Here is a 26,136-nt window from a genome sequence, read left to right on the forward strand (position 1 = left end):
GCGGCGCCGCATCGAGGCGATGCAGGCAACGCAGCACCCTCATTGCCGACAGGAGACACGTGTGACCACAATGACGATCGCCGCCGATTCCACGCCCGAATCGTCGAACAAACTGAAGCGCGAGCTCAGGGCCGCCGAAGCGAGGAAACGCGCGATGGCGTTACTGCTGATCGCGCCGCTCGCTATTTTTCTGCTGCTGATTTTCGTCGTGCCGATTGGTGCGCTGCTGACCCGCGCGGTGCAGAACCCGGAAATCGCGACCGCGCTGCCGCATACCGTGAGCGCGCTGCACGACTGGGACCGCAAGTCCACGCCGCCCGACGCCGCGTACGCCGCACTCGCCACCGACCTCACCGCGGTCGCCGATGGCGAATCGATGGGCGCGCTGGCGCGCCGTCTGAACACCGAGATTCCGGGCTACCGTTCGATGGTCGCGAAGACCGCGCGCGCGATGCCGCTCAACGATGACGCCGGCCACGCACTCGCGCCCGCACAGGCTCACGCGAAGCTCGTCGAGATCGACGAACGCTGGAACGACATCGCGTACTGGCAGGCGATCGCCAAAAACGGCGGCCAGTATTCGCCGTTCTACGTACTGGCCTCGCTCGACCACAAGCAGGACGCGTTCGGCCACATCATCCCGACCGATCCCGACCAGCAGATTTACCTTGCGGTATTCAGCCGCACATTCGTGATCGGCGCGGCCGTGACGATCTTCGCATTGCTGCTTGGCTATCCGCTCGCGTACTGGATTTCCACGCTGTCGGAGCGACGCGCGAATCTCGTGATGATTCTCGTGCTGATTCCGTTCTGGACGTCGATCCTCGTGCGCGTGGCCGCATGGATCGTGATCCTGCAAAGCGAAGGGCTCGTCAACAAGGCGTTGCTCGGTGCGGGGCTGATAGAGGCACCGCTCGCGCTGCTGTTCAACCGCGCGGGCGTCTACATTTCGATGACGCATATCCTGCTGCCGTTCATGATCCTGCCGCTCTACAGCGTGATGAAGTCGATTCCGCCCACGTACCAGCGCGCGGCGATTTCGCTCGGCAGCCATCCGTTTGCCGCGTTCTGGCGCGTGTACGTGCCGCAGACGTATCCCGGCGTCGGCGCGGGCGCATTGCTCACGTTCATTCTCGCGATCGGCTACTACATCACGCCCGCGTTGCTCGGCGGCCCGAACGACCAGATGGTCAGCTATTACGTCGCGTATTTCACGAACGTGACGATCAACTGGGGTATGGCGTGCGCGCTCGGCGGCCTGCTGCTTGCTGCGACGCTCGTGCTGTACGTGATTTACGGACGCTTCACGCGTTCGTCGTTGAGCCTCGGTTGAGCACGGAGACTCATGATGAAACTCGCGAAACCGCTTTTTGCGCCCCATACGTCGCTGGTCGAACGCGTGTGGTACTTCACGCTGCGCGGACTCGCCGTGCTGACGCTGCTGTATCTGATCCTGCCGGTGCTCGCCATCGTGCCGCTGTCGTTCTCGTCGAGCACCTTCCTCGTGTATCCGATTCCGGGCTGGTCGCTGCGCTGGTACCAGAACCTGGTCGCCTCCGACGAATGGCGGATGGCTGCGAAAAACAGCTTTATCGTTGCGCCTTCGGCCACGGTGCTGGCAACGGTGCTTGGCACGGTCGCCGCGATCGGCCTGACGAAGGCCAACTTCCGCGGCAAGGCGCTGCTGATGGCGATCCTGATTTCGCCGATGATCGTGCCGGTCGTGGTGGTCGGCGTCGGCATGTACCTGTTCTTCGCGCCGCTCGGGCTCGCGAACACGTATATCGGGCTGATCATGGCGCACGCCTCGCTCGGCGTGCCGTTCGTCGTGACGACGGTGGTCGCGACGCTTCAGGGCTTCAACTACAACCTCGTGCGCGCAAGCCTTTCGCTCGGCGCAAATCCGGTGAAGACGTTCTTCCGCATCACGTTGCCGGTGATCGCGCCGGGCGTGATCTCGGGCGCGTTGTTCGCGTTCGCGACATCGTTCGATGAAGTGGTCGTCACGCTCTTTCTTGCAGGCGCGGACCAGACCACGTTGCCACGCCAGATGTTCACCGGCATCCGCGAAAACATCAGCCCGACGATCGCCGCGCTTGCGACGATCCTCATTATCTTCTCGACCTGTCTGCTGCTCGCGCTCGAATGGCTGCGCGGCCGCAACGCGGCGCGCGCCGTCGCGTAACGCGACAGGCTGATGCACGCGCGGCTTATGGCAGCGCCTGCATCAGCGGCGCGGGAACGCCGCTCCACGCGATGCCGGTCAACGGCGATTCAGGCGGAAATTTCACTGCGCACACGCGCAATGGCAATGTCGTTGATGGCAGCGTTGATCCTCGTGTCGCGCGCTGTCCGTCACCGCCGGTCAGCAATAGTCCCGAATACGTCGCATCGCGGGTGACCACCCGTTTCATGGGCTGCGACACGATGCATCCGCGCGCTTCGCGCAGCGTCGTGGCGAACGGCTGGCTGCAGAACGGATCGCTGTCGCTGCGCGCGTGCGCCAGGTGCGCAAGTTGCTCCGCGTCGCTGGTCCGGTTCTGCGCCCACGCAACGCTTGCGAGTCCCAGCAATGCCCGTGCAGCGTGCGCTTCGTCCAGACGCACCGCGCGCTCAAGTGTGGATTGTGCGTCGTCGAGCGCCTGCGCCGCTTCGCGATCGACAGGCTGCGTGCCATCGGATGCCCGCTGCGCGTCGCGCGCCGCAAACTGCGCGAAGCGCGCGAGCCCGAGGTTGATCAGCGCCTCCTGATAGTGCGGCTTCAGTTCGAGCGCGTGCGTGAAATCGTCGACGGCGCTTCGCAGCAGATCCGGCGCGTTCGCGGCGTCGCGCGCAGCGACATCGAGCAGGCGCCGTCCCGCTGCGTTGTAGTTCGCCTCAGTTTTGTCGTCGTAACGCAACGCGGTTTCAAAAGCGCGCGCGGACTGTTCGGTGCAGCCCAGTTCGGTCAGCGCGACACCGAGGTTGTACCAGGCCCACGAAAACGCCGGATCGGCGTTCACCAGTTCCTTTGTTTTCTCCGCTTCGAGATCGAAGTCGCCGCGGTCCTCGTCGATCTTTGAAAGTGCGAGCAGCGCCCATTTTGCAAACGGGTCCGATGGACCGTTATCGACGATACCCTGATACGCCTCGCCCGACAGTGGAAAGCCGCATTGCGTCGGATCGGCGTAGCAGGTGTCGCGTTCCTTCGCCGACAGCCAGGACGCGTACATGTACGGATTGCCGAGCTTGAGCGCGCGTTGTGCGCCGTCGGTGATGAGCGCGTCGAGCCTGTCGGGCGGCTGCGCTTCGCCGTCGTCGGAGAGCAGACGCTGGGCCGGGTCGAGCACGGTCACATGGAAAGTCAGCATCTGGCCGCTGCCGATGATTTCGCTCGTCACGTACTGGTCCCGTTTGATCAGCTCGCGCAACGACTGCACGATCTGTCCGAGCGAAACGCCGGTATCAGGAATGGTCAGGTCCGGCTGGCGGGTGTCCGCATCGATGTTCCTGCCGATGGGCGCCGGCACGGTTCCGAACGCGGTCTGTTCGATCGACTCCAGCTTGCCGGCCAGAATGCGCTGCACACCGTCTTCCTTGTAGCCGTCCTTGAGAAGAACCGACGGCAGCTGGACAGGTTCGACGAGCATGCGCGGCTTGATCTGCGTCCAGACGCCCGCGACCAGCACGGCGATGCCCACGATCACGACGGCGTTGATGGCGAGCGTACGCAGGCTTGTGGTGAGCTTCGCGGCGTTCGCCAGCCACGCGCGCAGCCGGCGCCGGGTGGGACGGCGCAGATCCGCCGGCCGGAGCATGATGGCCGTGTGACGCGGCACGGGCACGAGCGCCCGGCCGGGCCGGTGAGGCGGCTTGACGGTGGACATGATCGGGTACCTCACAGGTGGCGTGGGTGCCCGGTCGGTGCTTGTTGTCGTTGTGACTGATGGCCGGCTCGGGGCACAGGCGCGGGCGTGCGCAACGTCCATTCGTGCGCCGCATTCTGAAGACGAATCGGGTGCCGCGGGATTTGAAATCCCGGCGACGCGTCCGCTGTTTCGTATCGCAGCCGCGAACGCAGTTTGCGGAATCGTCCGGCGACGCGTGCGGAAAATTCCGCACCCTCGCGCGGGCCTGCGCATCTATCCTCCAGCGCTTCTACTTCAAACACCTCCTTTTCCGCGGTCTTTCATGAGATTCCCGTTCACGGTGCTTGCGTGCGCGTGGCTGCTTTCCGGATGCGCCGATCCCGACGCGCGGGCGCGGCTCGGCATTCAGGATTCTGCTGCGACGCGAACCGGTTTCGGCGCGACGCAGGACGCCACAGCGGGCGCGCCGGACCGTCAATGGATCGACACGTATGCACCGGTCAAAAGCCGTCGTGCGGCGCTTGCCAGTGTGCAGCGGAAGCTCGACGGCATCGCTGGCGACAGCTACGTGCGTGCGAAAGCGCAATGCTGGATCGACGCCGGCCGCGAGGCGTTCAAGGCAGGTGACCAGTGGGGCTTTGTCGAGGAAACGATCGGCGCGGCGGCCGTGCTTTCCGTGAGCCTGGAGCAAGGCGTGACGCCGTCCGCGGCGCGGCCCGTGATGCGAACGGTCGTCACCGTGCGTCCGGATCTGTGGGCGATCGTCGACGTGGTGCGCGGTGATCCGGCGTTTGCGCATTGCCCGAATGCAGTCATGCCGCTCGCGTGTGCTGAAGTCGCGTTGATGCACGCGGGCCATGATGCCTGGCGGCGCAGTTATGACGAGGCCGAAGCGCGCGTCGCGACCGCAACGAATCTGTTGCGCACCTCAGCCGGAAACACGCTTGCATGTTCGACGCGGCACGACGCGGATCGGGTGTCGCCTGTCGGCACGCCCGATCCGCAGAGCCGGAATGCTGCAGGGAGCTCGCGAAACAGGGCGGCTTTTTCAAGAGGATGAATAGAGCCGCTGCTGTACGATCGCGCGATTTTTCGCGGCGGACACATTTCCGGTTTTGAACTTCGCCGTGCTCTTCGAGAGGAAACAAGGTTGGCCACTATCCTGATCGTCGACGATCATCCCGCGTTCCGGTTCGTGATCAGGACGCACGCGCTGCAACTGCTCGGCGTCACTGAGGTATGCGAAGCAGACAATGGACAGGACGCCATCGACATGGTCCGGCGGCACGCGCCCGATCTCGTCGTGCTCGATCTCGACATTCCGCGCATCAACGGGCTCGATGTCGTCACAAGGCTGCAGCACCTGCGCCCCGGGATTCGCGTGCTCGTGCTGTCCGGTGGTGACCCGGAGACTTTTGCGCCCCGCGCGATGCGTGCAGGCGCGCGGGGCTTCGTCAGCAAATCGCTGGATCTGAACGGGATTGGACGTCATATCGAATCCGTTCTGGGCGGCTATACCGCGTTCCCGGCATTGCACCATCCTGCCTCGCGGACAGGTTCTCAGACGCTGACCGATGAAGACCGGCTCGCGCTGCTATCCGACAAGGAGCTAGCAATTTTGCGGATGCTCGCAGGCGGGCTGTCGAACAAAAAAATCAGCGAGATATTGTTTATCAGCAACAAAACAGTCAGCAGCCACAAGGTTCGCATCATGAAGAAAGTGGGCGTCAAGACGTTGCTTGAACTGATCGATTTCGCGCGACGTTGCCGTATAGCGTGAAGAAATGGATCAATATGCGCTTGCCAGAAAAGTCCAGGAACTCGCCGCTGGCGACGCTGGGCTTGCGCGCGAGTTCGTTCGCATTCTGATCGACACGAATCGCGCGACGCTCGAGACGTTGCGTGAAGCGTTGAACGCGGGTTCGTGGAAAGTCGCAGCAAGCGCCGCACATCGCATCAACGGATCCGCGCGACTGATCGGCTTCGAAGAACTCGTCGAGCGGACAGTGCAGCTGGAATCGGCGGCGACGGCGCGGCATGCGCCGCGTGCAGCCGCACTCTTTGCGGCTGTCGAGCAGGACGTCGGGAACCTGGAGACGTGGCTTGAAAATCTCCCCGGCGCAGGTGATGCAAATGCCTGAAGTCGCTGGTTTGCGCGGCGCGAATCAAAAGCTGTATGCATCACTCGCGCGACAGGACATCTCCGCTTCGCACGAGCAGGAAGCGCCCTTGTGGCTGCACGACGCTCCGGTATCGCTGATAGCGGTCGAGCACGCGCGGCACGTAGGTCAGCGTTTCCTCGAACGGTGGAATCTGTTTACCGTATTTCAGCACGGCCCCTTCACCCGCGTTGTACGCGGCGAGCGCCAACGGCAGCGTGCCAAACTGATGCAATAGCTGCCCGAGATAGCGCGCTCCAGCCGCGATGTTCTGCTTCGGATCGAAGACGTCGAGTGTGCCGTGTCGTGCGGCCGTTGCTGGCATCAGCTGCATCAATCCGCTCGCACCCCTCGGCGAAACCGCGCGCGCGTCGCCACCCGATTCGACGTCGATCACGGCCATCAGCAACGCGGGATCAATACCGGTGTTATGCGCCGCCTCGTTGATCAGCGGCGTCAATGCGATAACGCGCGAATCGCGCGCCATGTTCGAGGACGACTGCCGGTTCGCAGGCTCGACGATCACCGCGGTGCGATCCGTATCAACGGCGCGATCGGCATCGTGATTCAAGCCACCGACTATCATGACCACGCCCGAAGCCAGGGCGGAATGCGGCACCGCAACTGCAGCCGCAGCGAGCACGATGGCCGTCAGAAATCTGCATCCTGCGGGGCACATTGACAGCGACATTTTCACGGTGCCGGCGCGCTGCGCGTCGTAGTCAGATCGTTCGCAGCGGACGGACGAAAACTGGACTGCATCCGCACGAGCGCCTCGGATTCCAGGGCGAGCGGCCATTTTCCGGTAGCGACGCCGTCCGCGAGTTGGGTCCTGCACCACGTGTCAGGCTGTTGCGGATCGCCATAGGGATCTTCGCCGGCGTCGGCGGGTTCGCGCGGCAGGATGCCGTCAGGGCCGATATTGCCGATCACGTTCACCGCGTAATACAGGACCTTGTTGACCAGCGGCACATACATGTCGTAGCAGTAATGCACGCGGATTTTCAGCAGGTTCGCGTCCTGAATGTTCACACCGGAGCGCGGGCCGGTCACGGTATTGCGATAGATCAGCGTGTCGTTCGGAATTTCGGCGACGGCTGCGCCTTGCGTCGCGAACGAGCCCGCCTGCGCGAAATCGCTGACCATGTCGGCGGTCGGGCTGATGATCGTGACGTGGCTGGTTGTCTTTACATCGGTCTGGGCGTTCAGCAATGCGGCCTGCGCCCCGTCGGCGCTTGCATGGCGCGCGTAGAGCGGCGCGAGGCCGCGTGCGAGGCCGTCCTGCATCGCGGTCATCGAGCCATGCGCAACGGCGCCTGCGCGGGCGGCTTCGAGCGTCGCGACGTCCAGCGTGGATTTAGCCTGATATAGCAGGACAAATTGCACAGTCGCAAGGCAGAAGAACAGCAGCAACGGCGCGACGATGAGGAACTCCGCCATCGACTGGCCGCGTTGCCGCCCCGTCACACGAATGCGGATCGCGCGTGCGCGCCGCGGGAATTGAAGGAGGTTCAAGGTATCGCCTCAAAAGCCAGTATGTCGCCGGGTTCGATCGTCCGTATGCGTGCGGCGCCCGCCGCGAGTTCAAGCGTTTGCGTCGCGCGGAAGTTGAAGAGGAGACGCCGTGCCGGCGTATCGGCATGGCACGCAACGACGCAGCCATCGCGATCGAGAAACAGCACGTCGATCGAAAAGCGCATGCCGAACGTATGCACCGAGCGGCACGGACGCAACAGCAACCCTTCGGCGCTCGCGAGGTGGTCGCGACCGAGCAGACCGCGCATGCGCTCGACCGCCGTATCGGCGATCAGGATGCGGAGGCCTGTATCCACACCGGTGTTCATCAGTCGGGCGCGCTTCACAACATGCCCGCCTGCATGAATTTCATGGCGATCGGAAATCCCAGCACGATGAACGTAACGGGAAAGATGAAGATGAGGAGCGGAAAGACCAGTTTCACGGGCGCTTCCATGGCCTGCTTTTCGGCTCGCTGAAAGCGCTCGGAGCGACGCTGTTCGGACTGAAAACGCAACGTCTTTGCGAGACCGGAGCCCATGCGTTCCGCTTGCACGATGGCGCCAACCAGATTCGACACTTCCTTGATGCGTTGCCGGTCGTCGAATCGCCGCAGCGCTTCGTTACGACTCAGCCCCGACTTGAGATCGCGCAGCACGTGTTCGAATTCACGGCGCAGCGGACCATCGGGACCTTTCTCGACGGCCTTCTGGATGGCGCCGTTGACGTTCAGTCCTGCCTCGACGGCCAGCGTCAGGAAGTCGAGATAGATCGGCAGATGCCGCAGAATCTGCGAAACGCGACGTTTGCGCAGACCTTTGAGCCAGACGCGCGGATAGAAGAACGCCAGCACGGCGACACCGGCCAGTACCCAGACAGAAAACGCGTGCAGCGCGAGCATCACCAGCAGCGCGGCGAGGGTGGCGAGGACTGAAGTCAGCAGCGAGAGCGCAAGAAACTGCCGCGCGCTCATCAGGAACAGCATCGACGAAATCCGCAACTGCGCTTCGATTCGTGCGACGTGTCGGTCGCTAAAGAGCGCGCCAAAGTGATGGTCGACGAAATTGACGACGGGCCATAACACACGGAGTGGCTTCGGGAGCGGATCGAGCCACGTGCGGTCTTCGTCGGGTACAGCCTGGGTGAGACCCGACACGGAATGAAACGCGAGGAACGCGACGACTACCACGCCGCAACTGACGAGAAATGCGATGACAAGCAGCATGGTTTAGACGTCGATACGGGTGATTGCGGAAATGAACCGGTAGCCCAGAAACTCCATCACGGCGATCACACCAAGCGTCGCCCAGCCGACGGGCTCGCTAAAGAGCGGCGCCATCGCGACGGGTTCGATGAAGCGCAGCACAAGCATCAGCAGCAACGGCAGACACGTCATCACGATGCCCTGCATACGCCCCTGCGAAGTCAGCGCGCGAATCTTGCCTTCCATCTGCAGTTTTTCGCGCAGTGTGCGCGCGACCGATTCGAGCGCTTCGGCGAGATTGCCGCCCACTTCGCGCGCGATCGTAATGGCCGCCGTAACCATCATGAAGTCGGGTACCGGGATGCGCTTTTCGACGTTGCGCATCGCGACGTCGAGATCGATGCCGAGGCGGATTTCGCGCATCAGCAGATCGAATTCCTCGGCGATGGGCGGCGTGGATTCGTGGACCACGCTCTCGAGCGCAACTGGAAAACTCGCGCCCGCCCGCAACGCGCCGGCGAGCATCAGCAATGCATCGGGCAACTGCTTTTCGAGCGCGACGATACGCTTTGCACGCATGCGCGCCACGACTTTTTTCGGCAACATCAGTGCAAGGGGTAGGGCGACGATGCCCACCAGCACGCTTCCGCTCAACAGAAATGCCGCGATGGGGAGCGCGATCATCGCGACCATCGTCCACGTCGCGACCTTCTGGCGGTTCACGAACACGAACGCATCGGCCAGCTGCTGTTCAAGTTCGTGTGCCATGTGCTGCGAGCGCGCGGTGAGCGCGGTTCTGCCGCCGCGCGCGACCAGCCAGATCACGACAAGAATGCCGGTGAAAACGAGCGCGAGAATGAGTGCGAGGGTCATGATCGAAAAGCTAGTCCGTGCGCGTGAAGATATCGGTGTTCACGGGAATGCGCCTGCGGATCAGATCCTGATAGAAATCGGGGATATACGCGGTCGGCACGAACTCGCCCTGGATGCGATCATCGATACCGAAGCCTTCTTCCTTGAAGACGAATACGTCCTGCAACTGGATCACGCCCGATTCCATGCCATTCACTTCAGTTACGTGCGTGACGCGCCGCGAACCGCACGAAAAGCGGCTTTGCTGAACGATGATGTCGACGGCCGAACAGATCTGTTCGCGAATCGCCTGCACAGGCAGATCGAGACCCGCCATCAACGTCATCACTTCGAGGCGCGCGATGCAGTCGCGCGGCGTGTTCGCATGCGTCGTGGTGAGCGAGCCGTCGTGACCCGTGTTCATCGCCTGCAGCATGTCGAGCGCCTCGCCGCCGCGACATTCGCCGACCACGATCCGGTCGGGACGCATCCGCAGGCAGTTCTTCACGAGATCGCGGATCGGGATCGCGCCTTTGCCTTCCATGTTTGCGGGCCGCGCTTCGAGCGACACGAGATTCGGCTGCGAAAGCTGCAGTTCGGCGGCGTCTTCGACGGTCACGATGCGTTCGTCGTCGGGAATGTAGCTGGACAGCACGTTGAGCAGCGTCGTTTTGCCGGAGCCGGTGCCCCCTGAAATGACGATGTTCGCGCGCTGTTCGACGGCGGTCCGCAGAAATTCCAGCATGTCGGGCGACAGGGTGCCGAAGTCGATCAGGTCTTCACCGGCGAGTTTGCGCTTTGAAAACTTGCGGATCGTGATGCTGGGGCCCTTGAGCGAAAGCGGTGGAATGACGGCGTTCACGCGCGAGCCGTCGGGCAGGCGCGCATCGACCATCGGCGAGCTTTCGTCGATACGCCGGCCGATCGGCGCGACGATGCGTTCGATGGCGCCGATCACCGCGCGATCGTCCGTGAAGACGACGGGCGAGCGCGCCAGACGTCCATGCTGCTCGACGAAGACCTCGTCGTGGCAATTCACCATGATTTCCGACACGCTCTCGTCGGCGAGCAGTTCTTCAAGCGGACCGAGCCCGATGATTTCGTCGAACACGCTTTTCTTCAACACGTCGAGCGGGATGTCCGGCGAGCGCAGGCTGACGTCGTGATTGAGGATTTCGTCGAGCGCGGCGTTGACCGTGCGGCGCAGTTCGTCCTCTTCCATGCGCGAAACGTTCAGACGACGCAGGTCGAGCGTTGCGATGACTTTCATATGCGCCCGCTTTCGCAGTTCGATGCCGCTCGGACTGTTGATCGGCGAGACTTCGAGCGCCGGTGCGGCCGATTTTCGTGCAGCTGGGAATTGCGCGCGGGGTGGCGCTTGCGGTTTTTCCGGTGGCGCTGACGCGTGGGATTGTTCTCTTGCGAGCGGATCGGGCCGTACGGGCTCCGCAAACGGCGATGGTCGTGTGATTTCAGCAGGCCGCTCGTTAGCTGCGGCGTAAGACGCATCGACTGGTGCGCTGTACTCCGCTCGCGCCGCATTGTCCACCGGTGCCGTTTGTTGCGATACAGACGCAACCGCCGCGGTTACACCGGCGACGGGGTTGCCTGAAGAAACCGCAGGCGCGGTCACGATCTGAAGCACCGTCGTGCCGATTTCGATCCGGTCGGTGTCCATCAACGGGCCGTAGCGCGTAATGGCCGAACCGTTGACGAGCGTCGCGAGAATGCCGCCCTGGTCTTCGATGTACCACGCGTTGTGTTCGCGGATAACACGCGCATGCAGCTTGCCGACCAGCATCCCCTTCAGGACGATGTCGCACGCCGGGTCCTTGCCGATCGAGCAGCCGCTATCGGTCTGAAAAGTCTGCGCCGGTGCGTTACGCGGCTGCACGTGAAGATGGATCATGAGAAGCGACGTCCGTAGGTGATCAGTGCGTGGTGCTTTGCGAGACCGCAGGCGTATCGAGCATGCGGATCGCTTCCGCGAGTCCAACGGGATTTGACGAGGCCGGCAGATTCGGTACCGGCGCTGCGGCAGGCGCCGAAGCCTGCGCTTCAGCGCGCTGCGGGGCGCTGCGCACGGGAGCCGGCGGCACTGCGGCAGTGGGCGCAATGACTTGCCGTGGCGCGGGCGGCGTGTCCTTTGCGGGAACCGGCGCAAGCGGATTCGGATCGCCGTACTGGTCGCGGAAATGCTGATCGACACGGTCGGCGCGCGCGAGCAGGCCCGCGTTCGGCGAGAGCGCCGGATCGGAAATCATCGGCGTCACGAAGATCACGAGATCGCTCTTCTTCGAACGGAACGAGTCCGAGCGGAACAGTCTGCCGATGATCGGCAACTGGCCGAGAAACGGCATGCCGTCCGCCGAATTGAGCGCGTCGGAACTCACGAGCCCGGAAATCGCGAGCGTTTCGCCGGCGCGCAGCGAAATGTCGGAGGTCGTCTTGCGCGTCAGAAAGCCCGGAAAGCCGCCATACGAAACAGAAGGATCGATCTGGCTGATCTCGGTTTCGAGGCTCGCCGAGATGATGTTGTTCGCGTCCACCACCGGCTTGATGTTCAGCTTGATACCGTACGGTTTGTAGTCGACATCGGTCGTGCCCAGCGCGCCGGCTTTCGGCACCGGCACTTCGCCGCCGGCGAGAAACGTCGCTACGCCGCCGCTCTTCGTGTTGAGTTCGGGCGCCGCGAGAATGTAGGCGTCGCCGTTGTTGATCGCGAAGTTGATCTTCGACGTGATGTTCGACGCGATGCCCGCGAGAAAGAAATTCGTCGCGCCGGTTGCAGCCGCTGCGGCGCCGCCAGTTCCGAAAAGCGCCTGGCCGCCGACCTGCGGCCCGTTGAACTGGCTGTCCCACGCGATGCCGAGACTTTCCTGGCCGGTGCGCGTCATTTCCATGATCTGCACCTTGAAGTGGATCGTCTTTTTCAGCGCGTCGCCTTCGTCGACCGTCGTCGTGTTGATGACGTTGCCGAGATCGGCAGTCGCGGACTGGATCACCGGCACCATGTCACGATGCACGACACCCGAAAGCACGATGTTCGGCCCGACCGGCTGAATGCGCAGCCCGCTAACGGACTGCAGCACGCGACGCAACTGCTCGACCGATGCGTTCACCTCGCCCTTGCCGACACGCACTATCGTTTGCAGCGCGATGCCCTTTTCGTTCCACACCACGAGCGAGGTCACGCCCGCGCTTTCGGCGAGCAGCATGAGCCGTCCATCGACGACACTCGCGTTCACGATCTTGCCGTTGCCGATCGCGATGCGTTTGATCGTGCCGGGCAGACGCAGCATGTGGACTTCGCCGCGAAAGAGTTCGAGCACGCTGGTGCTGGTGTTTTCGCTGATGGCATCGTGAGTGAGCGACATGTCGACGCGCTGTGCGAGCGCGACCGGCGCGGCTTCGCACAGGAGAACGCCGGCGATCAGCGCCGGGATGACGCGGCGATGGAACATCGTCGGACGATGAGGGACTTTCATTCTGAACCTGCCGTGTACTTTCAGTTGCGATCCGACGTCGTGCGCGTATCGAGTTTCTGGAGTTGTTGAGCGATCGCGTTCGCCTCTTCATAGGCGTCCGGTTGCGGTGTGCCCGAGAACGGGTTGCCTGCGGCAGCCGGTGCGGCTGGCGCGGAAAGAGCGCGAGCGCGTTGCGATGAGGCTGCCGCGGCTGGCGCGGAGTCGGATGGCCCCCCAGGCACGAGCGTCGTCGCGGTGGATCCGCCGCCGGTGATGACTTCGACGAACGACGCGTTACCGGTGCTTGCGCTGCTACCGCCAGCACCGCCGGCGTTCGCAAACAGCTTGTCTTCGGTGAGCTTTTGCGGGACGTCGGACGTGGCGTCGTCGGCGTTCTTCAGGATCAGGCGCAGGGTTCCGACTTTTTGCGCCAGCACGATGCGCGGTGCCTCCGCGACCGGCACCTGCACGGTGACGGTGCTGTAGTTGTCAGTCGGGCGTTGACTGGTTGTGCGTTCCATCGCTTCGCCCGCATTGCGCGGACGAATGTCCTGACCGGTCGCGAGAATCAGCACATTGGGCAACAACAGGCGAATCGCCTTGCCGTCGCCGGACTGCGCAGATGAACTCGACAGACCCGACTGAACGCCGGCCGGTTGCGGATCCGGATTCTTGCCGACCCAGTACACGTCGACGCGATTGCCGGGCCTCACCATCGTCGCGGTGGAATTGACCGTGTCGATCTCCAGCGTCAACGCACGCTGGCCCGCCGGCAGGATGTCGGCGAAATCGCGGCCATGCAGCGCGTCGATATCGCCCGCGCGTAATGGACGCCCGCGTCGCACGGCGTTCACCAGATGCGACGTACGGTACGTATCGAAATCGCCGACACGGATCATGTCGTCGTAGACGAGGTCCGCCGCGATCTCGCGTGCGACGAAATCTCCGCTCGAAAGCGGCGTGCCGACGGGCACATCGCGGCGCGGCACGACGACTTCGATACCGGCGCGCTGCTGCTGCCCGGCGGCTTCGGCCTTGATGCGTGTTTCGCGCTCGCTCAGATACCGATAGAGCACGAAGGTGAGGCCGCCCGCGACCAGCGCGGCGCACAGAAAGAGCACCCATGCGTTGCCGAGGAGCGAGCGAATCTTGATTCTTTTGAACATGGCGAATGAGTGAGCCCTGATGATCAGGGAAGCGAAAGGGCGAAGCTGTAGGCGCTAAAAAGCGACTTGAACGCTGCGGTCAGTGCGTCGACCGGCGACTGGGGCATATCGCCCGCGACGAGCAGTGCGGTCGCGATGCACGCCGTCACGACGACGTATTCGATGCTCGCCTGACCACATTGCCGGCGCGCAGGGTGTGCGGAGTGCTTCATGTCAGCGATTCCTTGTTGCGTTGATGACGGCTTCGGTTTGTCCGTTGCGCGCCGTGAAAATCACATCGAGCCGGTCGTTGCCGCGCTGCATCGCGAGCGCGTTGCCGAGCACGCGGTTCGATCCGTCGAGTTGATACGCAGGCGCCTGCGCGATCACCGACCAGCCCTGTTGTTCAAGCTGGTTCGCATAGCGGCGCGCGTTGTCGCTGGCGTTGCCCGACATCTGGATAAGCCAGGTTCGTCCGGCCTGGCCGGGATCGCGGCTTTCGACATCGCTGATCGTTGTGCCCTCGGGCAACGGAATCGTCGAACGGGCAATTGCATGCGACGCGTTCTGTTCGCCGATCTGCATCACGCTGAGGATGCCTTTCGCGGGCGCATTGCTCTCTGCGGCGGGGATCGTGAGAACGTAGAAGCAAGTTTCGTCGAGCGCGCTGAGCACCAGTCCTTCCGGCGCACGCACGGCTTTCGCAGGCACGTCCTCCTGCGTCCAGAATTCGCGGAAGGCGCTCGACACATCGTCGGCGGTCCCCGCGAAGTCCAGTTCGCGAATCGAGGTCGGCACGCCGTTGACGAGCATGTCGAGGCCGACCGCCTGAACGCGTTCCGCCTTGACGGGTTGTTTGTCGCAGGCCGCGTGCGCGCTGCCGGCATGCGCCAGCAGCGCTGCGCAGACCCATGCCGCGGCGCGAAATACCGGATGTCTGATCGTCATGGCGAGAGGCGGTCGGCAGGGACCACGTCGCGTTCGACGCGGCCGAACTGAAGCGTGCCGATTTCGGGCGCGTACTTTCCAAGGCCGGTGTAGAGCGACGGATTGACGAGACTCGCTTTCGGCGCGGGCGTGGCTGCAGTGAAGAGTTGCTCACCCTTCGACGCGCCTTCGGCGAGCCATGTGTTGGCGAGTACCGCGTTCGTATCGCTAAACGTCAGACCGCTGAAACCGGGCCAGATGTTCTTCAACGCGTCGTTGTCTTTTGCGATCGCTACGCTGAGCGTGCCGGTCTGCAGATTGCGCGTAGCCAGATTCAGCGAAGCGTTGAACGTCCCGCTGCCCGACGTCGACATCGAACCGAACGAGCCGGACGTGTACTGCGCGAGATTCGCCGCGGGGCTTTCGTCGCGGCCACTGCTCGCGACGACATCGTCCGCCGCGCCGAGAAATGCGTGTCCGCCGTGGTCTTCCCACATGGCTGGTGCGATGGGCAGACTGCTGTTCACACGGTCGCCAGCCGCCACTGGCGCGCCGTTCTGCGCGAGCATCCGCCGGATCACTTCGCGTTGCAGTTCGTTATCGCTCTTGACCGGTTGCTGGGTGCCGGAACCGTACTGGCTGTACCAGTCGTCGTCGCCGGAGGTTGCTGGCGAGTCGTTCACCGTCGCTTCGCTGCGCCAGACCGTACGTTCCCACGCGATGTAGCGCGCGCCCATCAGCGTTTTGTTGCGCACGTCATTGAACTTGCCGAGCGTGGCGACCGCGAGGAGCAGCACGCCCATCACTAGCGCGGTCGCCACCAGAAATTCGGTCATCGCCTGGCCGTATTGCTGCGGCGTTGGCTGAAAGCATGTGCGTTTCATGGTGCAACCGCCTCGCTTGCCGGAATCTGCGCGGCGCGCGCCGCGTCGCGTTCTGCATCGCTGGTGGGCGCGAGCGTTGCCTGCCAGTACGGGCTGAACGTGTCGGGGAACTCGGTCTTGCCGTCGGCGCGCAGCCAGTCCTTCGCGTGAAGCAGCGCGCCGCTGATCGACGCGTCCAGCACGCCCGGGTTGGGGCGCACGAAGTACGCATTCGCGCTCGCGAGTGCGCGCATTACGCCGCCTGCGTCGGCCGGCGACACGGCCATCCGTCCGCCGCCGGACAGGCCCTGCGTCTTGATACGGGTGTCGCTTGCGCGCTCGACTTCGATCGTGATGCGCGGGGCTGCGCTCGCTACGGGCGCGCCGTTGATGTCCTGGTACGGCAGCAGTCCGCCGTTCGCAAGATCGAGCGACGCGCCGGGGCCTTCGCCCATTTTCTGAGCGAGACCGTCCGCAACGCCAAGGCCCGGCGTGGTCGACGTGTGATCGCCGAAGTTGTAATAGCCGCCATAACCCTGCCAGTCGGACCATGCGACGAACGGCGGGGATTTCAGATAGCTCTCGACGCCATTGACGCGCACATCGCCGTTCGTACTACCGCCGGTTCCCGCGATGACGGGTAAGGTCATGTCGTAGCAGCTGACGTAAACCGATGCTGTCGTTGCGTCGATCGCTTCCCAGCCTTTCTTGTCCTGACGCAGCTGCGTGGCGCCGTTGTGAAACGCGCGCACGCTCACTGTCGCGGCCGGGTTGAAGCGGCATCGGGTGCCGCCCGAGTCGTCGAGTTCCTGGTATCGCGGGCCGGTGCTGCGCGTGCCCGAACGGTCTTTCAGGAACGCATCGAGCGTGTCCGCATCGGTGACGACATCGGCGAAATGATCGGCACCCAATGAGCCCGCGGGCGTCACGATCTGTGTGTAGTTTGTCCACGCGGCGAGCTGCGTCGCGTTGCGTGCGCTCGTGAAATAGCCGGCCGTCACGTGCGTGTCGGACTGGTTCTGCTGCGCGACGACGTCCGCGGTTTGCGGCGCGGTGACGAGCGTGGCGGCGTGATAGTTGAGTTGCGCATCGCTGAGCGCGCGCGTGATCCGGCCGACCCCGCTGGTGACGACGGGCAGCAGCGCATCGAGCGTTGCGCGCAGCGGTGCGATTTCGGCGTGACCGGCCTGCTTCGGCGTTTGCCAGAGCACCGGATGATCGGCGTAGACACTGACCGTGTCATCGACATCGGAGGGTGCGTACGTCGCGTCCAGGTCGTCGATCCACGATTTCAGCGCGCCTGCCTGGGCGGCGGTGACCTGGTTGGCGACCATCGCGCGGTTCGTGTACGCGGCGAAGTTGTAGTCGCGCGCCTGCAGTACGGCGGCGCTGTACGCAGCGGCGTCGGCCGTGTTCTGCAGCTTGATGCGGGCGCTTGTCATCTGAAAGGAATTGAAGGCGACAAAAAGGCCAATGCCGCCGACCAGAAGAAAAATCAGTGCAGGGACCAGCGCCTGCCCGCTGGCGCCGGCGACCCTGGCCCTGCCCGGGCGGGCAGAGCGGTTCATGGTGGGTGCGGACTTAGTGGTTCTGCATCTCGCCGTTGTTGTTGTCGTTGTACGTACCCATGTCCTTCTTCTTATTGCCATTGGTCGTAGCGTCACCAGCGTTCGTCTGAGCGTTGCTGATGTCGTTCGCGGCATTCCCGCCCGACATTTCCTGCGCGAGCCCGGACGTCTGGTTACGGATCGTCTGGCCGAAAAGCGAATAAACACCGATCGCCGAAACGGCAATCAACGCGACGATGATGATGTATTCGGTCATGCCCTGGCCGCGTTGACGGCTTTTAATGCGAAGCTGGGAAAGTTGCATGGTTTATATGCCCGTTATTAATGTCGACTTGATATGCGCGGCCATGAGCGCATGACTGTTTAGCGCGCAAAAAATAAAATGATTGATTAATGCGCTTCTTCGATTCATTTGATTGAATCGGGCTGAGATTATAGAAACGCCACCTGGATAGTTGATGGGGAAATTTCCTCTTTTTCAGGTGGTTTTATCCCGATGCGCGTATCCAGATATTCCGCTTTGCCATTGCCTGCGGGCGATCAGGCCGTTCTGAGGTGGGCGCAAGGCGGCTGCTTCGTCTTCAGTTCAAGTCTTCCATTTATCGTCAGCCAGTTGCGAATATTCCTACGTCGATTCGGCGCCCACTGATTTGATAGGGCGGAGCCTGTCGATACAGTTACGCGGCGATAAACAGAATTGCGACGCTGTGTGCGATGAGGGATTTTTTATACACAGGCTTCCTGCCCGGTACCCGGAAGGGATTTTTGCGCGACGAATCGCGAATTGCGAAAGAGAACAAATCCATTGGCAATTTTTGAGGTTGTAATAGGCAATGAACAAGGTACATAAGTCTGTCTGGAATGAGTCGGTCGGCGCGTGGGTCGCCGCATCCGAGCTGAGTACGGCGAAGAAGAAAGGGTCCTCGCGGCGTGCGCGCGTGGCGGCGGTCGTGCTGGGTGCGGGCGCGGTGTCGGTTGCGCCGGCTGCGTTTGCCGGGGCGATAGTCAACTGCGCGGGTAATGGAACGGATTCGGCGAGCAGCCAGTGGATGAACGCGGCGGACGGCGCGTCCTGGAACGGCGCGACCTGGGGCAGTGCGATCGGCTCGATGGGTGAGGGCGAGTGCGGGGGCGGCTCGGGCGTCGTCATGAGCGAGTACAACTCGGGCAACGGTGGGGTGAGCGGCTCGACTGCCTACATCACCGTGGGACAGACGGCGTACAACGCAGCGGGTTCGGTCGCGCTGTATGGCCCTGGCGGCATTGCACTGGAGGGTGCGACGACCACGACCGGCAACGCCACGTTCCAGGCCGGCGCGGACATGACGGGTACGAAGATCGTCAACGTTGCCGACGGCAGTGCGACACACGATGCGGTCAATTACGGCCAGTTGTACGAGCACACGCGCTACTTCAAGGCGAACTCGATTTCTGACGCACCGCAAAGCGATGCGGCTGCGACGGGTAGCGACTCGGTCGCGGCTGGACCGTGGGCGCTCGCGGCCGGCGCGACCTCGACGGCGGTCGGTCGTGGAGCGGGCGCGATGGGCACGGGCTCGGTGGCGCTCGGTGCCAATTCGAACGCAGTGCTGGACCAGTCGGTCGCACTGGGTGCGAACGCGAATGCAGTGGGCGTTGGCTCGGTGGCGCTCGGATCCGGTTCGGTTGCGAGCCGGGGCAACGCGGTGTCGGTGGGTTCGAGCACGGTGCAACGTCAGATCATCAACGTGGCAAAGGGCACGGCTGGCACCGATGCAGTCAACCTGGACCAGATGAATGCGGCGATCGCGGGTTCGTCAGGCGGCGGTTCGCCGGATGCCGTGATCTACGATTCGACGACCCACGATCATGTGACGCTGGGCGGTGCGGGTTCGGGTACGCCAGTCACGCTGACCAACGTAGCAGCAGGTCAGGTCGTATCGGGCAGCAAGGATGCGGTCAATGGCGCGCAGTTGTACGGCACGGCCAGCAGCGTCGCCGATGCGCTGGGCGGCAATACGACCGTCGGCGCGGACGGGAAGATTTCGAAGCCGTCGTACACGGTTGACGGCAGCACGTTTAACGACGTCGGCTCGGCAATTTCGGCAGTTGACGCGAAGGCGGCGGCTGGTCCGGCGGATGGCGTGCGTTACGACACGTCCGCGCATGACAAGGTCACGTTTGGCGGCGCCGGCTCGACCACGCCTGTCACGTTGACCAACGTGGCAGCAGGTCAGGTCGCATCGGGCAGCAAGGATGCGGTCAATGGTGCGCAGCTGTACGGTACGGCGAGCACCGTCGCCGATGCGCTCGGCGGCAAGACGACCGTTGGCGCGGATGGGAAGCTTTCGAAGCCGTCGTACACGGTTGACGGCAGCACGTATAACGATGTCGGCTCGGCGATTACGGCAGTTGACGCGAAGGCGGCGGCTGGTCCGGCGGATGGCGTGCGTTACGACACGTCCGCGCATGACAAGGTCACGTTTGGCGGCGTCGGCGCAAACACGCCTGTCACGTTGACCAACGTGGCAGCAGGTCAGGTCGCATCGGGCAGCAAGGATGCGGTCAATGGTGCGCAGCTGTATGGCACGGCAAGCACCGTCGCGAGCGCACTGGGTGGCAATACGACCGTTGGCGCTGACGGCAAGCTCAGCACGCCGGCATACACCCTCGATGGCAACACGTATAACGACGTAGGCACGGCGCTCGCTGCAGTCGATGCGAAGGCATCGACGGGCTCGGCTGATGGCGTTAAATACGACACGTCCGCGCATGACAAGGTGACGTTTGGCGGCGCAGGCGCAAACACACCTGTCACGTTGACCAACCTGGCAGCGGGTCAGGTCACGTCGAACAGCAACGATGCAATCAACGGTGCGCAGCTGTACGGCACGGCCAGCAGCGTCGCTGATGCACTGGGTGGCAATACGACCGTCGGCGCGGACGGGAAAATTTCGAAGCCGACGTATACGGTTGACGGTAACACGTTTAACGATGTCGGCTCGGCGATTACGGCAGTTGACGCGAAGGCGGCGGCTGGTCCGGCGGATGGCGTGCGCTACGACACGTCCGCACACGACAAGGTAACGTTCGGTGGGGTCGGCGCAAACACGCCTGTGACGCTGACGAACGTCGCCGGAGGCCAGATCACGGCAAGCAGCAAGGACGCGGTCAACGGTGCGCAACTGTATGGCACGGCAAGCAGTGTCGCTGATGCACTGGGTGGCAATACGACCGTCGGCGCGGACGGCAAGATCTCGAAGCCGTCGTACACGGTGGACGGCAGCACGTACAACGACGTTGGGTCGGCGATTACGGCAGTCGATGCAAAGGCATCGACAGGCTCGGCAGATGGTGTCAAATACGACACATCCGCGCACGACAAGGTAACGTTCGGCGGAGTAAGCGCAAGCACGCCTGTCACGCTGACGAACCTCGCCGCCGGCCAGATCACGGCAAGCAGCAAGGATGCGGTTAACGGCGCCCAACTGTACGGCACGGCGAACAGCGTCGCGACGGCGCTCGGCGGCAACACCACGGTCGGCGCTGACGGCAAGCTCAGCACGCCGGCATACACGCTCGATGGGAATACGTATAACGACGTAGGCACGGCACTCGCGGCAGTCGATGCAAAAGCGTCGACGGGCTCGGCAGACGGCGTCAAATACGACACCTCGGCCCACGACAAGGTAACGTTCGGCGGAGTAAGCGCAAGCGCGCCTGTCACGCTGACGAACCTGGCAGCCGGCCAGATCACGGCAAGCAGCAAGGACGCTATCAACGGCGCGCAACTGTACGGCACGGCCAGCAGCGTCGCCGATGCACTGGGCGGCAATACGACCGTCGGCGCGGACGGCAAGATCTCGAAGCCGTCGTACACGGTGGACGGCAGCACGTACAACGACGTTGGGTCGGCGATTACGGCAGTCGACGCAAAGGCATCGACGGGCTCGGCAGACGGCGTCAAGTACGATACCTCGGCACACGACAAGGTAACGTTCGGCGGAGTAAGCGCAAGCACGCCTGTCACGCTGACGAACCTCGCCGCCGGTCAGGTCACGGCAAGCAGCAAGGATGCGGTTAACGGCGCGCAACTGTACGGCACGGCGAACAGCGTCGCGACGGCGCTCGGCGGAAACACCACGGTCGGCGCTGACGGCAAGCTCAGCACGCCGGCATACACGCTCGATGGGAATACGTATAACGACGTAGGCACGGCACTCGCGGCAGTCGATGCAAAAGCGTCGACGGGCTCGGCAGACGGCGTCAAATACGACACCTCGGCTCACGACAAGGTAACGTTCGGTGGCGTCGGCGCAAGCGCGCCGGTCACGCTGACCAACGTCGCCGCAGGTCAGGTCGCCGCCGGCAGCAAGGACGCGATCAACGGCGGCCAGCTGTCCGACACGGCAAACAGCGTCGCGAGCGCGCTCGGCGGCACGACCGCTGTCGGTGCCGACGGCAAGCTCTCGGCGCCGGCCTACACGATCGGCACGACGACCTATCACGACGTCGGCTCAGCGCTCGACGCCATGAGCGCAACCGTCGATACGATCAACACCAACATCAGCAGCACGACGAAGTACATCAAGGTCACGGCAACGACATCGGAAGCGCAGGCGTCCGGCCCGAACACCGTCGCCATTGGCGGCGGCACGTTCGCCGGTGCATCGGGCGCAATCGCGATCGGTTCGGGTGCGACCGCGATGGGCGTGAATGCCATCGCATTGGGCGCGAACTCGATCGCCAACCAGGCGAACACGCTGTCGGTGGGTGCTGCGGGTGCGGAGCGTCGCATCACGAATGTCGCGGCGGGCACGACCTCAACCGACGCCGCCACGTACGGTCAGCTGACTGCGCTGCAACAGCAGCTCACGAAGCAGCAGACCACGTTGCTGCGCTCGCCGACGCTGCTCGGCGCGACCAGCACGCCGGTGACGGACTACATCGTCGTGAGCCCCATCGTTACGCAGGGTAACTCGACGCACGTCGACACCAGCAAGACGGACGCAATGGCAATCGGCCCGGTGTCGAACGCGATCGGCAACGAATCGCTGGCAATCGGCGCGGGCGCCTTTGCGGCGCAGGACGGCTCGACGGCCGTCGGCTATATCGCCGACGCGGGCGCGGTGAATACGACGGTGATCGGGGCGCAGGCATCGACCACGAACGACGCCGACAACGGTGTCGCCATCGGCGTACTGTCGCGCACCTCGGCAGCCAACGCCGTGTCGATCGGCTCGAACGCCAGCACGCTCGGCGACAGTTCTGTTTCGATCGGTAGCAACGCGTTCACGTCGAGTAGCGCGACCCAGTCGATGGCGCTCGGCGCGGGTTCGTCCGTCACGGCCGCGAACTCGGTCGCGATCGGCTCGAACTCGGTGGCAGACCGCGCCAGCACGGTATCGGTCGGCAGCAGCACGGCGCAGCGTCAGGTCGTCAACATGGCGGCCGGTACGAAAGACACGGACGCGGTCAACGTCAGCCAGCTGAAGGGCGTCACGTCCGCAATGGGCGGCGGCGCAGGCGTCAATACGGATGGCTCGATCCTGAGGCCGACCTACACGATCGGTGGCAAGACGTACAACGACGTCGGCTCGGCGCTTGTCGCAGCGGCAGGCGCCGGTTCGCCCGATGCGGTTTCGTACGACTCCCCGTCGCACACCAGCGTCACGCTGGGCGGTACCGGTGCGAGCGCGCCGGTCACGCTGACGAACGTCGCAACGGGCGCAGCGGACTCCGATGCGGTGAACGTGAAGCAGCTGAAAGACATGGGCGCTTCGATCGACGGCAACGGCAACGTGACGAGCGCATTCGTCGCATACGACGACGCGTCGAAGGGCACCGTCACGCTCGGCGGCACGGGCGGCACGACGATCACGAACCTCAAGGCAGGCACGCTGTCGGCAGCCAGCACGGACGCAGTCAACGGTTCGCAGCTCTACGCGACGAACCAGAATGTTGCGAACGTCGCCGGCGACGTGACGAACCTGACGAACGTGGTCAACAACATCACGAACGGCGATACGGGCGTCAAGTATTTCCACGCGAATTCGACGCTGGCCGATTCGTCGGCGACCGGCACCAACGCGGTGGCGATCGGCGGCAATGCGAAGGCTACGGCGAACAACTCGATCGCGCTCGGGGCGAACGCGACGACGACGGCGAATCTTTCCGCTGCTGCGTACAACCCGGGCACCGGCACGCTGGCCGGCACGACCGCCACGGGAGAAGTGTCGCTGGGCTCGTCGGGTGCGGAACGTCGCATCACGAACCTCGCAGCCGGTTCGGCGGCGACCGATGCCGTCAACGTCAGCCAGTTGCAGGCGGCCGTCACCGCGGGCTCGAGCGCGGCCGCAGCCGATGCCGTGAAGTACGACACGTCGGCGCATACGCAGGTCACGCTGGGCGGCACGAGCGCACCGGCGGTCACGCTGACGAACGTGGCAGCGGGCGTCAACAACTCCGACGCGGTGAACGTCGCGCAGCTGAAGGACATGGGCGCGATCATCGACGGCAACGGCAAGGTGAAAGGCAGCTTCGTCTCCTACGACGACTCCACCATGAGCTCGATCACGCTGAAGGGCACGAGCGGTACGAAGATCACGGGTCTGTCGAACGGTTCGCTGTCGGCGACGAGTTCGGATGCGGTCACCGGTTCGCAGCTCTACGCGACGAACCAGGACGTGGCAAACCTGGCCGGTAACGTCACGAACATATCGAGTACGGTGAACAACATCACCAATGGCGGTGGCGTGAAGTACTTCCATCGGCGTGGGTAGCACCGTATCCGGCGATACGGTCACGGTCAGCGCGGGCCGCGACCTGAACGTGAAGGGTTCGACCATCGCAGACAGGCGCGGCGCTTGTGACCGGTCTTGCGGGTGGTAATGCGCTCGGCGGTGCGGCGGGTGCGGGTATCGCGTCGATTGCTGCGGGCAAGCTGAACGACCTGAGTGGTGCTATCGCCGGATCGAACCCGACTGGCAGTTCTGACGTCAACACCGCGCTTGGCAACATCGTGGCAAACGCGATTGCTACCGGCGCGGGTGCGGCTGTCGGCGGCAATGCAGGTGCATTCGAAGGCTATAACGTTGACCGGTTCAACCGGCAGTTACATCCTGACGAAAAGACGCTGGCGAAGCAGATCGCGGAAAAGAGCGATGGCAAGTACACGCAGGCACAGGTCGAAGACCAGCTTCGTATCATGGGCGTAAGCGTGAATGGGACGAACGAGTCGGGCGCACCGACGACCGTGATTGGCCAGACGCCGACGGACCCGGGCGCACATTGGATTTCGGGCGGGACAACGGTGGACGGCAAGCCGATCCTGACGCAGGTAACGGTGCAGGCCGATCCGCAGTTGCAGTCGTATATTCTGGCGAACTACAACAGCGCTTCGCCGGGTGGAGTGCCGAGCCAGTTCACGTATCAACAGACTGGAAGCGACTCGATTAACATCACCGGTCCGTTCACGAAGTTCGATAAGTCGGACGCGGACTTCATGCGGAATACGAGCGCCGACACGGCTTCAATGGTTTCTAACACTGCCGGATGGATCAGTTCTGCTGCGGCCACCGGCGCAGTATCACCGTCTCCGTTGGCCCCTGCTTTCGGTGAAATTGCCTTCGGTGCTACGGTAGTAGGCATTGCCGCAGACGGGGTATCGCAACTGGTGCGGCCTAACGTCGGACAGTACACATATCAAGGCGCAGTAGCACTAGCAGGCCAGATCGCAGCGGACCGCGCTCCGACAGCATCGTTGGTGGTCAATGGAGCCGCAACTGCACTAAACAACGCTCCATATTCGACACAAATCCAAGATTGGATAACTCGTCAATCCAACTCGATATTCAATGTAAATTCGAATGGGACAAGGAAATGAAATTTGTTGAGGCCGGAAATTTATCTGGCTGGGTACGCATTACGTTGTTCGTGGTCGGCCTTACCGCATTCGGCATGAGCCTCGCGCTCGATTGGTTGCCGCGCGGGCTCAGGATGGCGGCTTTCCTGTTGGGCTTTGGGCTAATGGCTGTAGGCGGAATTTCTAGTCGCGCCCACATGCTTAACATCAAACCCTTCGACAACAGCTACAAGAAGGCGCGCGAGAGCTACAAAACCGAAGGCGATAAGCAGGATGAACCGAAATGAAGCAAACGAAATTCGGCGTCGCACAGCTGGTACTCCACCTGTCTTCGATCCTGCAAGTGGTGGTGGCGCTAATGGCGGCAACCGTAGTGGTTCCCTTTGGTTTCGCCCCGCAAGCCTCGACAACGCAGCGCGTCTCGACGATCAATAATGCGATCGCCAAGACACTTTATTTTACCGTCGGGTACGCCTTGCTGGCTCGGTGCCTGAATCGCTGTACAGGCCTAGTCCGACGTATTGCTTCGGGCATATTCCTCATCAACACCGGCGTTGCCGCGCTAGCGAAAGGTGCTCAAGCCAACGCTATCCAGCATCGACGTGCACCTTGCCAACACTGGCGCTATTTCGATGTGGAGTGAGCGTGGATTGGTCCAAAAAGATGTATGGATAGACCCGCGAAACCGACCGTCAAAACCAGATGTCTGTCACTAGTCGGGGCTATTAGTTCAACCGGACTTGTA

24 protein-coding genes are annotated in these 26,136 nt (G+C 63.1%); 9 read left to right on the forward strand and 15 right to left on the reverse strand.

Annotated elements, in window-relative coordinates; genetic code table 11:
- Nucleotides 1-61: 61 nt before the first annotated feature.
- Nucleotides 62-1,333 (forward strand): ABC transporter permease, encoded by a 1,272-nt coding sequence (locus tag LPA36_RS08510; protein WP_324250916.1) that lies wholly within the window; start codon nt 62-64, stop codon nt 1,331-1,333.
- A gap of 15 nt (nt 1,334-1,348) precedes the next feature.
- Nucleotides 1,349-2,185, forward strand: coding sequence for an ABC transporter permease (locus LPA36_RS08515; protein WP_228876496.1), 837 nt, complete (start codon nt 1,349-1,351; stop codon nt 2,183-2,185).
- 25 nt (nt 2,186-2,210) lie between these two features.
- Here LPA36_RS08515 and LPA36_RS08520 read toward each other — a convergent pair whose 3' ends face one another.
- Nucleotides 2,211-3,866 carry a tetratricopeptide repeat protein gene (locus LPA36_RS08520; RefSeq protein ID WP_228875721.1) on the reverse strand — a complete coding sequence of 552 codons (1,656 nt, stop codon included), beginning with the start codon at nt 3,864-3,866 and terminating at the stop codon, nt 2,211-2,213.
- Nucleotides 3,867-4,170: 304 nt separating this feature from the next.
- On the opposite strand from LPA36_RS08520, the gene LPA36_RS08525 reads away from it, so the two are divergent.
- A complete protein-coding gene (locus tag LPA36_RS08525; RefSeq protein WP_228875722.1) occupies nt 4,171-4,908 on the forward strand; it encodes a hypothetical protein in 738 nt (245 codons plus the stop codon).
- Here LPA36_RS08525 and LPA36_RS08530 read toward each other — a convergent pair.
- Nucleotides 4,897-5,136: a hypothetical protein gene (locus tag LPA36_RS08530; RefSeq protein WP_228876558.1), complete on the reverse strand. Its 240-nt coding sequence runs from the start codon at nt 5,134-5,136 to the stop codon at nt 4,897-4,899. The two genes, LPA36_RS08525 and LPA36_RS08530, sit on opposite strands and share 12 nt — an antisense overlap.
- On the opposite strand from LPA36_RS08530, the gene LPA36_RS08535 reads away from it, so the two are divergent.
- Together LPA36_RS08535 and LPA36_RS08540 are read left to right on the forward strand one after the other, a co-directional pair.
- Nucleotides 5,044-5,628 (forward strand): response regulator transcription factor, encoded by a 585-nt coding sequence (locus LPA36_RS08535; RefSeq protein WP_228876497.1) that lies wholly within the window; start codon nt 5,044-5,046, stop codon nt 5,626-5,628. The genes LPA36_RS08530 and LPA36_RS08535 overlap by 93 nt on opposite strands.
- 4 nt (nt 5,629-5,632) lie before the next feature.
- Nucleotides 5,633-5,989 carry an Hpt domain-containing protein gene (locus LPA36_RS08540; protein WP_228875723.1) on the forward strand — a complete coding sequence of 119 codons (357 nt, stop codon included), beginning with the start codon at nt 5,633-5,635 and terminating at the stop codon, nt 5,987-5,989.
- A 40-nt stretch (nt 5,990-6,029) separates the two neighbouring features.
- Here the strand turns inward: LPA36_RS08540 and LPA36_RS08545 are convergent, their stop codons facing one another.
- The 13 genes from LPA36_RS08545 to LPA36_RS08605 all read right to left on the reverse strand — a co-directional run bounded on the left by LPA36_RS08545 (nt 6,030) and on the right by LPA36_RS08605 (nt 17,852).
- On the reverse strand, nt 6,030-6,593 hold the full coding sequence (locus LPA36_RS08545) for a lytic transglycosylase domain-containing protein (RefSeq protein ID WP_324250917.1): 564 nt from the start codon (nt 6,591-6,593) through the stop codon (nt 6,030-6,032).
- Between the two features lie 107 nt (nt 6,594-6,700).
- Nucleotides 6,701-7,447 (reverse strand): TadE family protein, encoded by a 747-nt coding sequence (locus LPA36_RS08550; protein ID WP_228876498.1) that lies wholly within the window; start codon nt 7,445-7,447, stop codon nt 6,701-6,703.
- Between the two features lie 71 nt (nt 7,448-7,518).
- Complete coding sequence (locus LPA36_RS08555) at nt 7,519-7,839, reverse strand: DUF192 domain-containing protein (RefSeq protein WP_324250918.1); 321 nt, start codon at nt 7,837-7,839, stop codon at nt 7,519-7,521.
- 26 nt (nt 7,840-7,865) lie between these two features.
- Nucleotides 7,866-8,747 (reverse strand): type II secretion system F family protein, encoded by an 882-nt coding sequence (locus tag LPA36_RS08560; RefSeq protein WP_228875725.1) that lies wholly within the window; start codon nt 8,745-8,747, stop codon nt 7,866-7,868.
- Between the two features lie 3 nt (nt 8,748-8,750).
- Nucleotides 8,751-9,599 carry a type II secretion system F family protein gene (locus tag LPA36_RS08565; RefSeq protein WP_228875726.1) on the reverse strand — a complete coding sequence of 283 codons (849 nt, stop codon included), beginning with the start codon at nt 9,597-9,599 and terminating at the stop codon, nt 8,751-8,753.
- A 10-nt stretch (nt 9,600-9,609) separates the two neighbouring features.
- Complete coding sequence (locus LPA36_RS08570; RefSeq protein WP_228875727.1) at nt 9,610-11,487, reverse strand: ATPase, T2SS/T4P/T4SS family; 1,878 nt, start codon at nt 11,485-11,487, stop codon at nt 9,610-9,612.
- A 22-nt stretch (nt 11,488-11,509) separates the two neighbouring features.
- Nucleotides 11,510-13,066, reverse strand: a complete 1,557-nt coding sequence (locus tag LPA36_RS08575) for a type II and III secretion system protein family protein (protein ID WP_228875728.1) — start codon at nt 13,064-13,066, stop codon at nt 11,510-11,512.
- A 20-nt stretch (nt 13,067-13,086) separates the two neighbouring features.
- On the reverse strand, nt 13,087-14,211 hold the full coding sequence (gene cpaB, locus LPA36_RS08580) for a Flp pilus assembly protein CpaB (protein WP_228875729.1): 1,125 nt from the start codon (nt 14,209-14,211) through the stop codon (nt 13,087-13,089).
- 23 nt (nt 14,212-14,234) lie between these two features.
- Nucleotides 14,235-14,423, reverse strand: coding sequence for a hypothetical protein (locus tag LPA36_RS08585; RefSeq protein ID WP_228875730.1), 189 nt, complete (start codon nt 14,421-14,423; stop codon nt 14,235-14,237).
- 1 nt (nt 14,424) lies between these two features.
- Nucleotides 14,425-15,138: a hypothetical protein gene (locus tag LPA36_RS08590; RefSeq protein ID WP_228875731.1), complete on the reverse strand. Its 714-nt coding sequence runs from the start codon at nt 15,136-15,138 to the stop codon at nt 14,425-14,427.
- Entirely contained in the window at nt 15,135-16,001 is an 867-nt protein-coding gene (locus LPA36_RS08595; RefSeq protein ID WP_228875732.1) for a hypothetical protein, read from the reverse strand. The genes LPA36_RS08590 and LPA36_RS08595 overlap by 4 nt, the downstream gene beginning before the upstream one ends.
- The gene (locus LPA36_RS08600) at nt 15,998-17,548 is read right to left on the reverse strand and encodes a pilus assembly protein TadG-related protein (RefSeq protein WP_228875733.1); all 1,551 of its coding nucleotides are present in this window, start codon (nt 17,546-17,548) and stop codon (nt 15,998-16,000) included. Before LPA36_RS08600 ends, LPA36_RS08595 begins: the two co-directional genes overlap by 4 nt.
- 13 nt (nt 17,549-17,561) lie before the next feature.
- Entirely contained in the window at nt 17,562-17,852 is a 291-nt protein-coding gene (locus LPA36_RS08605) for a Flp family type IVb pilin (RefSeq protein ID WP_228875734.1), read from the reverse strand.
- Between the two features lie 529 nt (nt 17,853-18,381).
- Between LPA36_RS08605 and LPA36_RS08610 the strand changes: the two genes are divergently transcribed.
- From LPA36_RS08610 to LPA36_RS08625, 4 genes are all read left to right on the forward strand, one after another.
- Entirely contained in the window at nt 18,382-24,309 is a 5,928-nt protein-coding gene (locus LPA36_RS08610) for an ESPR-type extended signal peptide-containing protein (RefSeq protein WP_228875735.1), read from the forward strand.
- An 86-nt stretch (nt 24,310-24,395) separates the two neighbouring features.
- Nucleotides 24,396-25,412, forward strand: a complete 1,017-nt coding sequence (locus LPA36_RS08615; RefSeq protein WP_228875736.1) for a hemolysin — start codon at nt 24,396-24,398, stop codon at nt 25,410-25,412.
- A complete protein-coding gene (locus LPA36_RS08620; protein WP_228875737.1) occupies nt 25,409-25,678 on the forward strand; it encodes a hypothetical protein in 270 nt (89 codons plus the stop codon). The genes LPA36_RS08615 and LPA36_RS08620 overlap by 4 nt, the downstream gene beginning before the upstream one ends.
- Nucleotides 25,675-26,034, forward strand: a complete 360-nt coding sequence (locus LPA36_RS08625; RefSeq protein ID WP_228875738.1) for a hypothetical protein — start codon at nt 25,675-25,677, stop codon at nt 26,032-26,034. Before LPA36_RS08620 ends, LPA36_RS08625 begins: the two co-directional genes overlap by 4 nt.
- The last annotated feature ends 102 nt before the right edge of the window (nt 26,035-26,136 follow it).

The sequence above is a fragment of the Paraburkholderia saeva genome, assembly GCF_907164555.1.
Lineage (GTDB): Bacteria > Pseudomonadota > Gammaproteobacteria > Burkholderiales > Burkholderiaceae > Paraburkholderia > Paraburkholderia saeva.

What these genes read in the sequence shown, in the direction of transcription:
- LPA36_RS08625 (WP_228875738.1), top strand. Translation starts at nt 25,675, where the DNA reads ATGAAGCAAACGAAATTCGGCGTCGCACAGCTGGTACTCCACCTGTCT.
- LPA36_RS08520 (WP_228875721.1), bottom strand. Translation starts at nt 3,866, where the DNA reads ATGTCCACCGTCAAGCCGCCTCACCGGCCCGGCCGGGCGCTCGTGCCC.
- LPA36_RS08540 (WP_228875723.1), top strand. Translation starts at nt 5,633, where the DNA reads ATGGATCAATATGCGCTTGCCAGAAAAGTCCAGGAACTCGCCGCTGGC.
- LPA36_RS08565 (WP_228875726.1), bottom strand. Translation starts at nt 9,599, where the DNA reads ATGACCCTCGCACTCATTCTCGCGCTCGTTTTCACCGGCATTCTTGTC.
- LPA36_RS08620 (WP_228875737.1), top strand. Translation starts at nt 25,409, where the DNA reads ATGAAATTTGTTGAGGCCGGAAATTTATCTGGCTGGGTACGCATTACG.
- LPA36_RS08570 (WP_228875727.1), bottom strand. Translation starts at nt 11,487, where the DNA reads ATGATCCATCTTCACGTGCAGCCGCGTAACGCACCGGCGCAGACTTTT.
- LPA36_RS08585 (WP_228875730.1), bottom strand. Translation starts at nt 14,423, where the DNA reads ATGAAGCACTCCGCACACCCTGCGCGCCGGCAATGTGGTCAGGCGAGC.
- LPA36_RS08515 (WP_228876496.1), top strand. Translation starts at nt 1,349, where the DNA reads ATGAAACTCGCGAAACCGCTTTTTGCGCCCCATACGTCGCTGGTCGAA.
- LPA36_RS08590 (WP_228875731.1), bottom strand. Translation starts at nt 15,138, where the DNA reads ATGACGATCAGACATCCGGTATTTCGCGCCGCGGCATGGGTCTGCGCA.
- LPA36_RS08550 (WP_228876498.1), bottom strand. Translation starts at nt 7,447, where the DNA reads ATGGCGGAGTTCCTCATCGTCGCGCCGTTGCTGCTGTTCTTCTGCCTT.
- LPA36_RS08595 (WP_228875732.1), bottom strand. Translation starts at nt 16,001, where the DNA reads ATGAAACGCACATGCTTTCAGCCAACGCCGCAGCAATACGGCCAGGCG.
- LPA36_RS08525 (WP_228875722.1), top strand. Translation starts at nt 4,171, where the DNA reads ATGAGATTCCCGTTCACGGTGCTTGCGTGCGCGTGGCTGCTTTCCGGA.
- LPA36_RS08605 (WP_228875734.1), bottom strand. Translation starts at nt 17,852, where the DNA reads ATGCAACTTTCCCAGCTTCGCATTAAAAGCCGTCAACGCGGCCAGGGC.
- LPA36_RS08610 (WP_228875735.1), top strand. Translation starts at nt 18,382, where the DNA reads ATGAACAAGGTACATAAGTCTGTCTGGAATGAGTCGGTCGGCGCGTGG.
- LPA36_RS08600 (WP_228875733.1), bottom strand. Translation starts at nt 17,548, where the DNA reads ATGAACCGCTCTGCCCGCCCGGGCAGGGCCAGGGTCGCCGGCGCCAGC.
- cpaB (WP_228875729.1), bottom strand. Translation starts at nt 14,211, where the DNA reads ATGTTCAAAAGAATCAAGATTCGCTCGCTCCTCGGCAACGCATGGGTG.
- LPA36_RS08575 (WP_228875728.1), bottom strand. Translation starts at nt 13,066, where the DNA reads ATGAAAGTCCCTCATCGTCCGACGATGTTCCATCGCCGCGTCATCCCG.
- LPA36_RS08545 (WP_324250917.1), bottom strand. Translation starts at nt 6,593, where the DNA reads ATGATAGTCGGTGGCTTGAATCACGATGCCGATCGCGCCGTTGATACG.
- LPA36_RS08560 (WP_228875725.1), bottom strand. Translation starts at nt 8,747, where the DNA reads ATGCTGCTTGTCATCGCATTTCTCGTCAGTTGCGGCGTGGTAGTCGTC.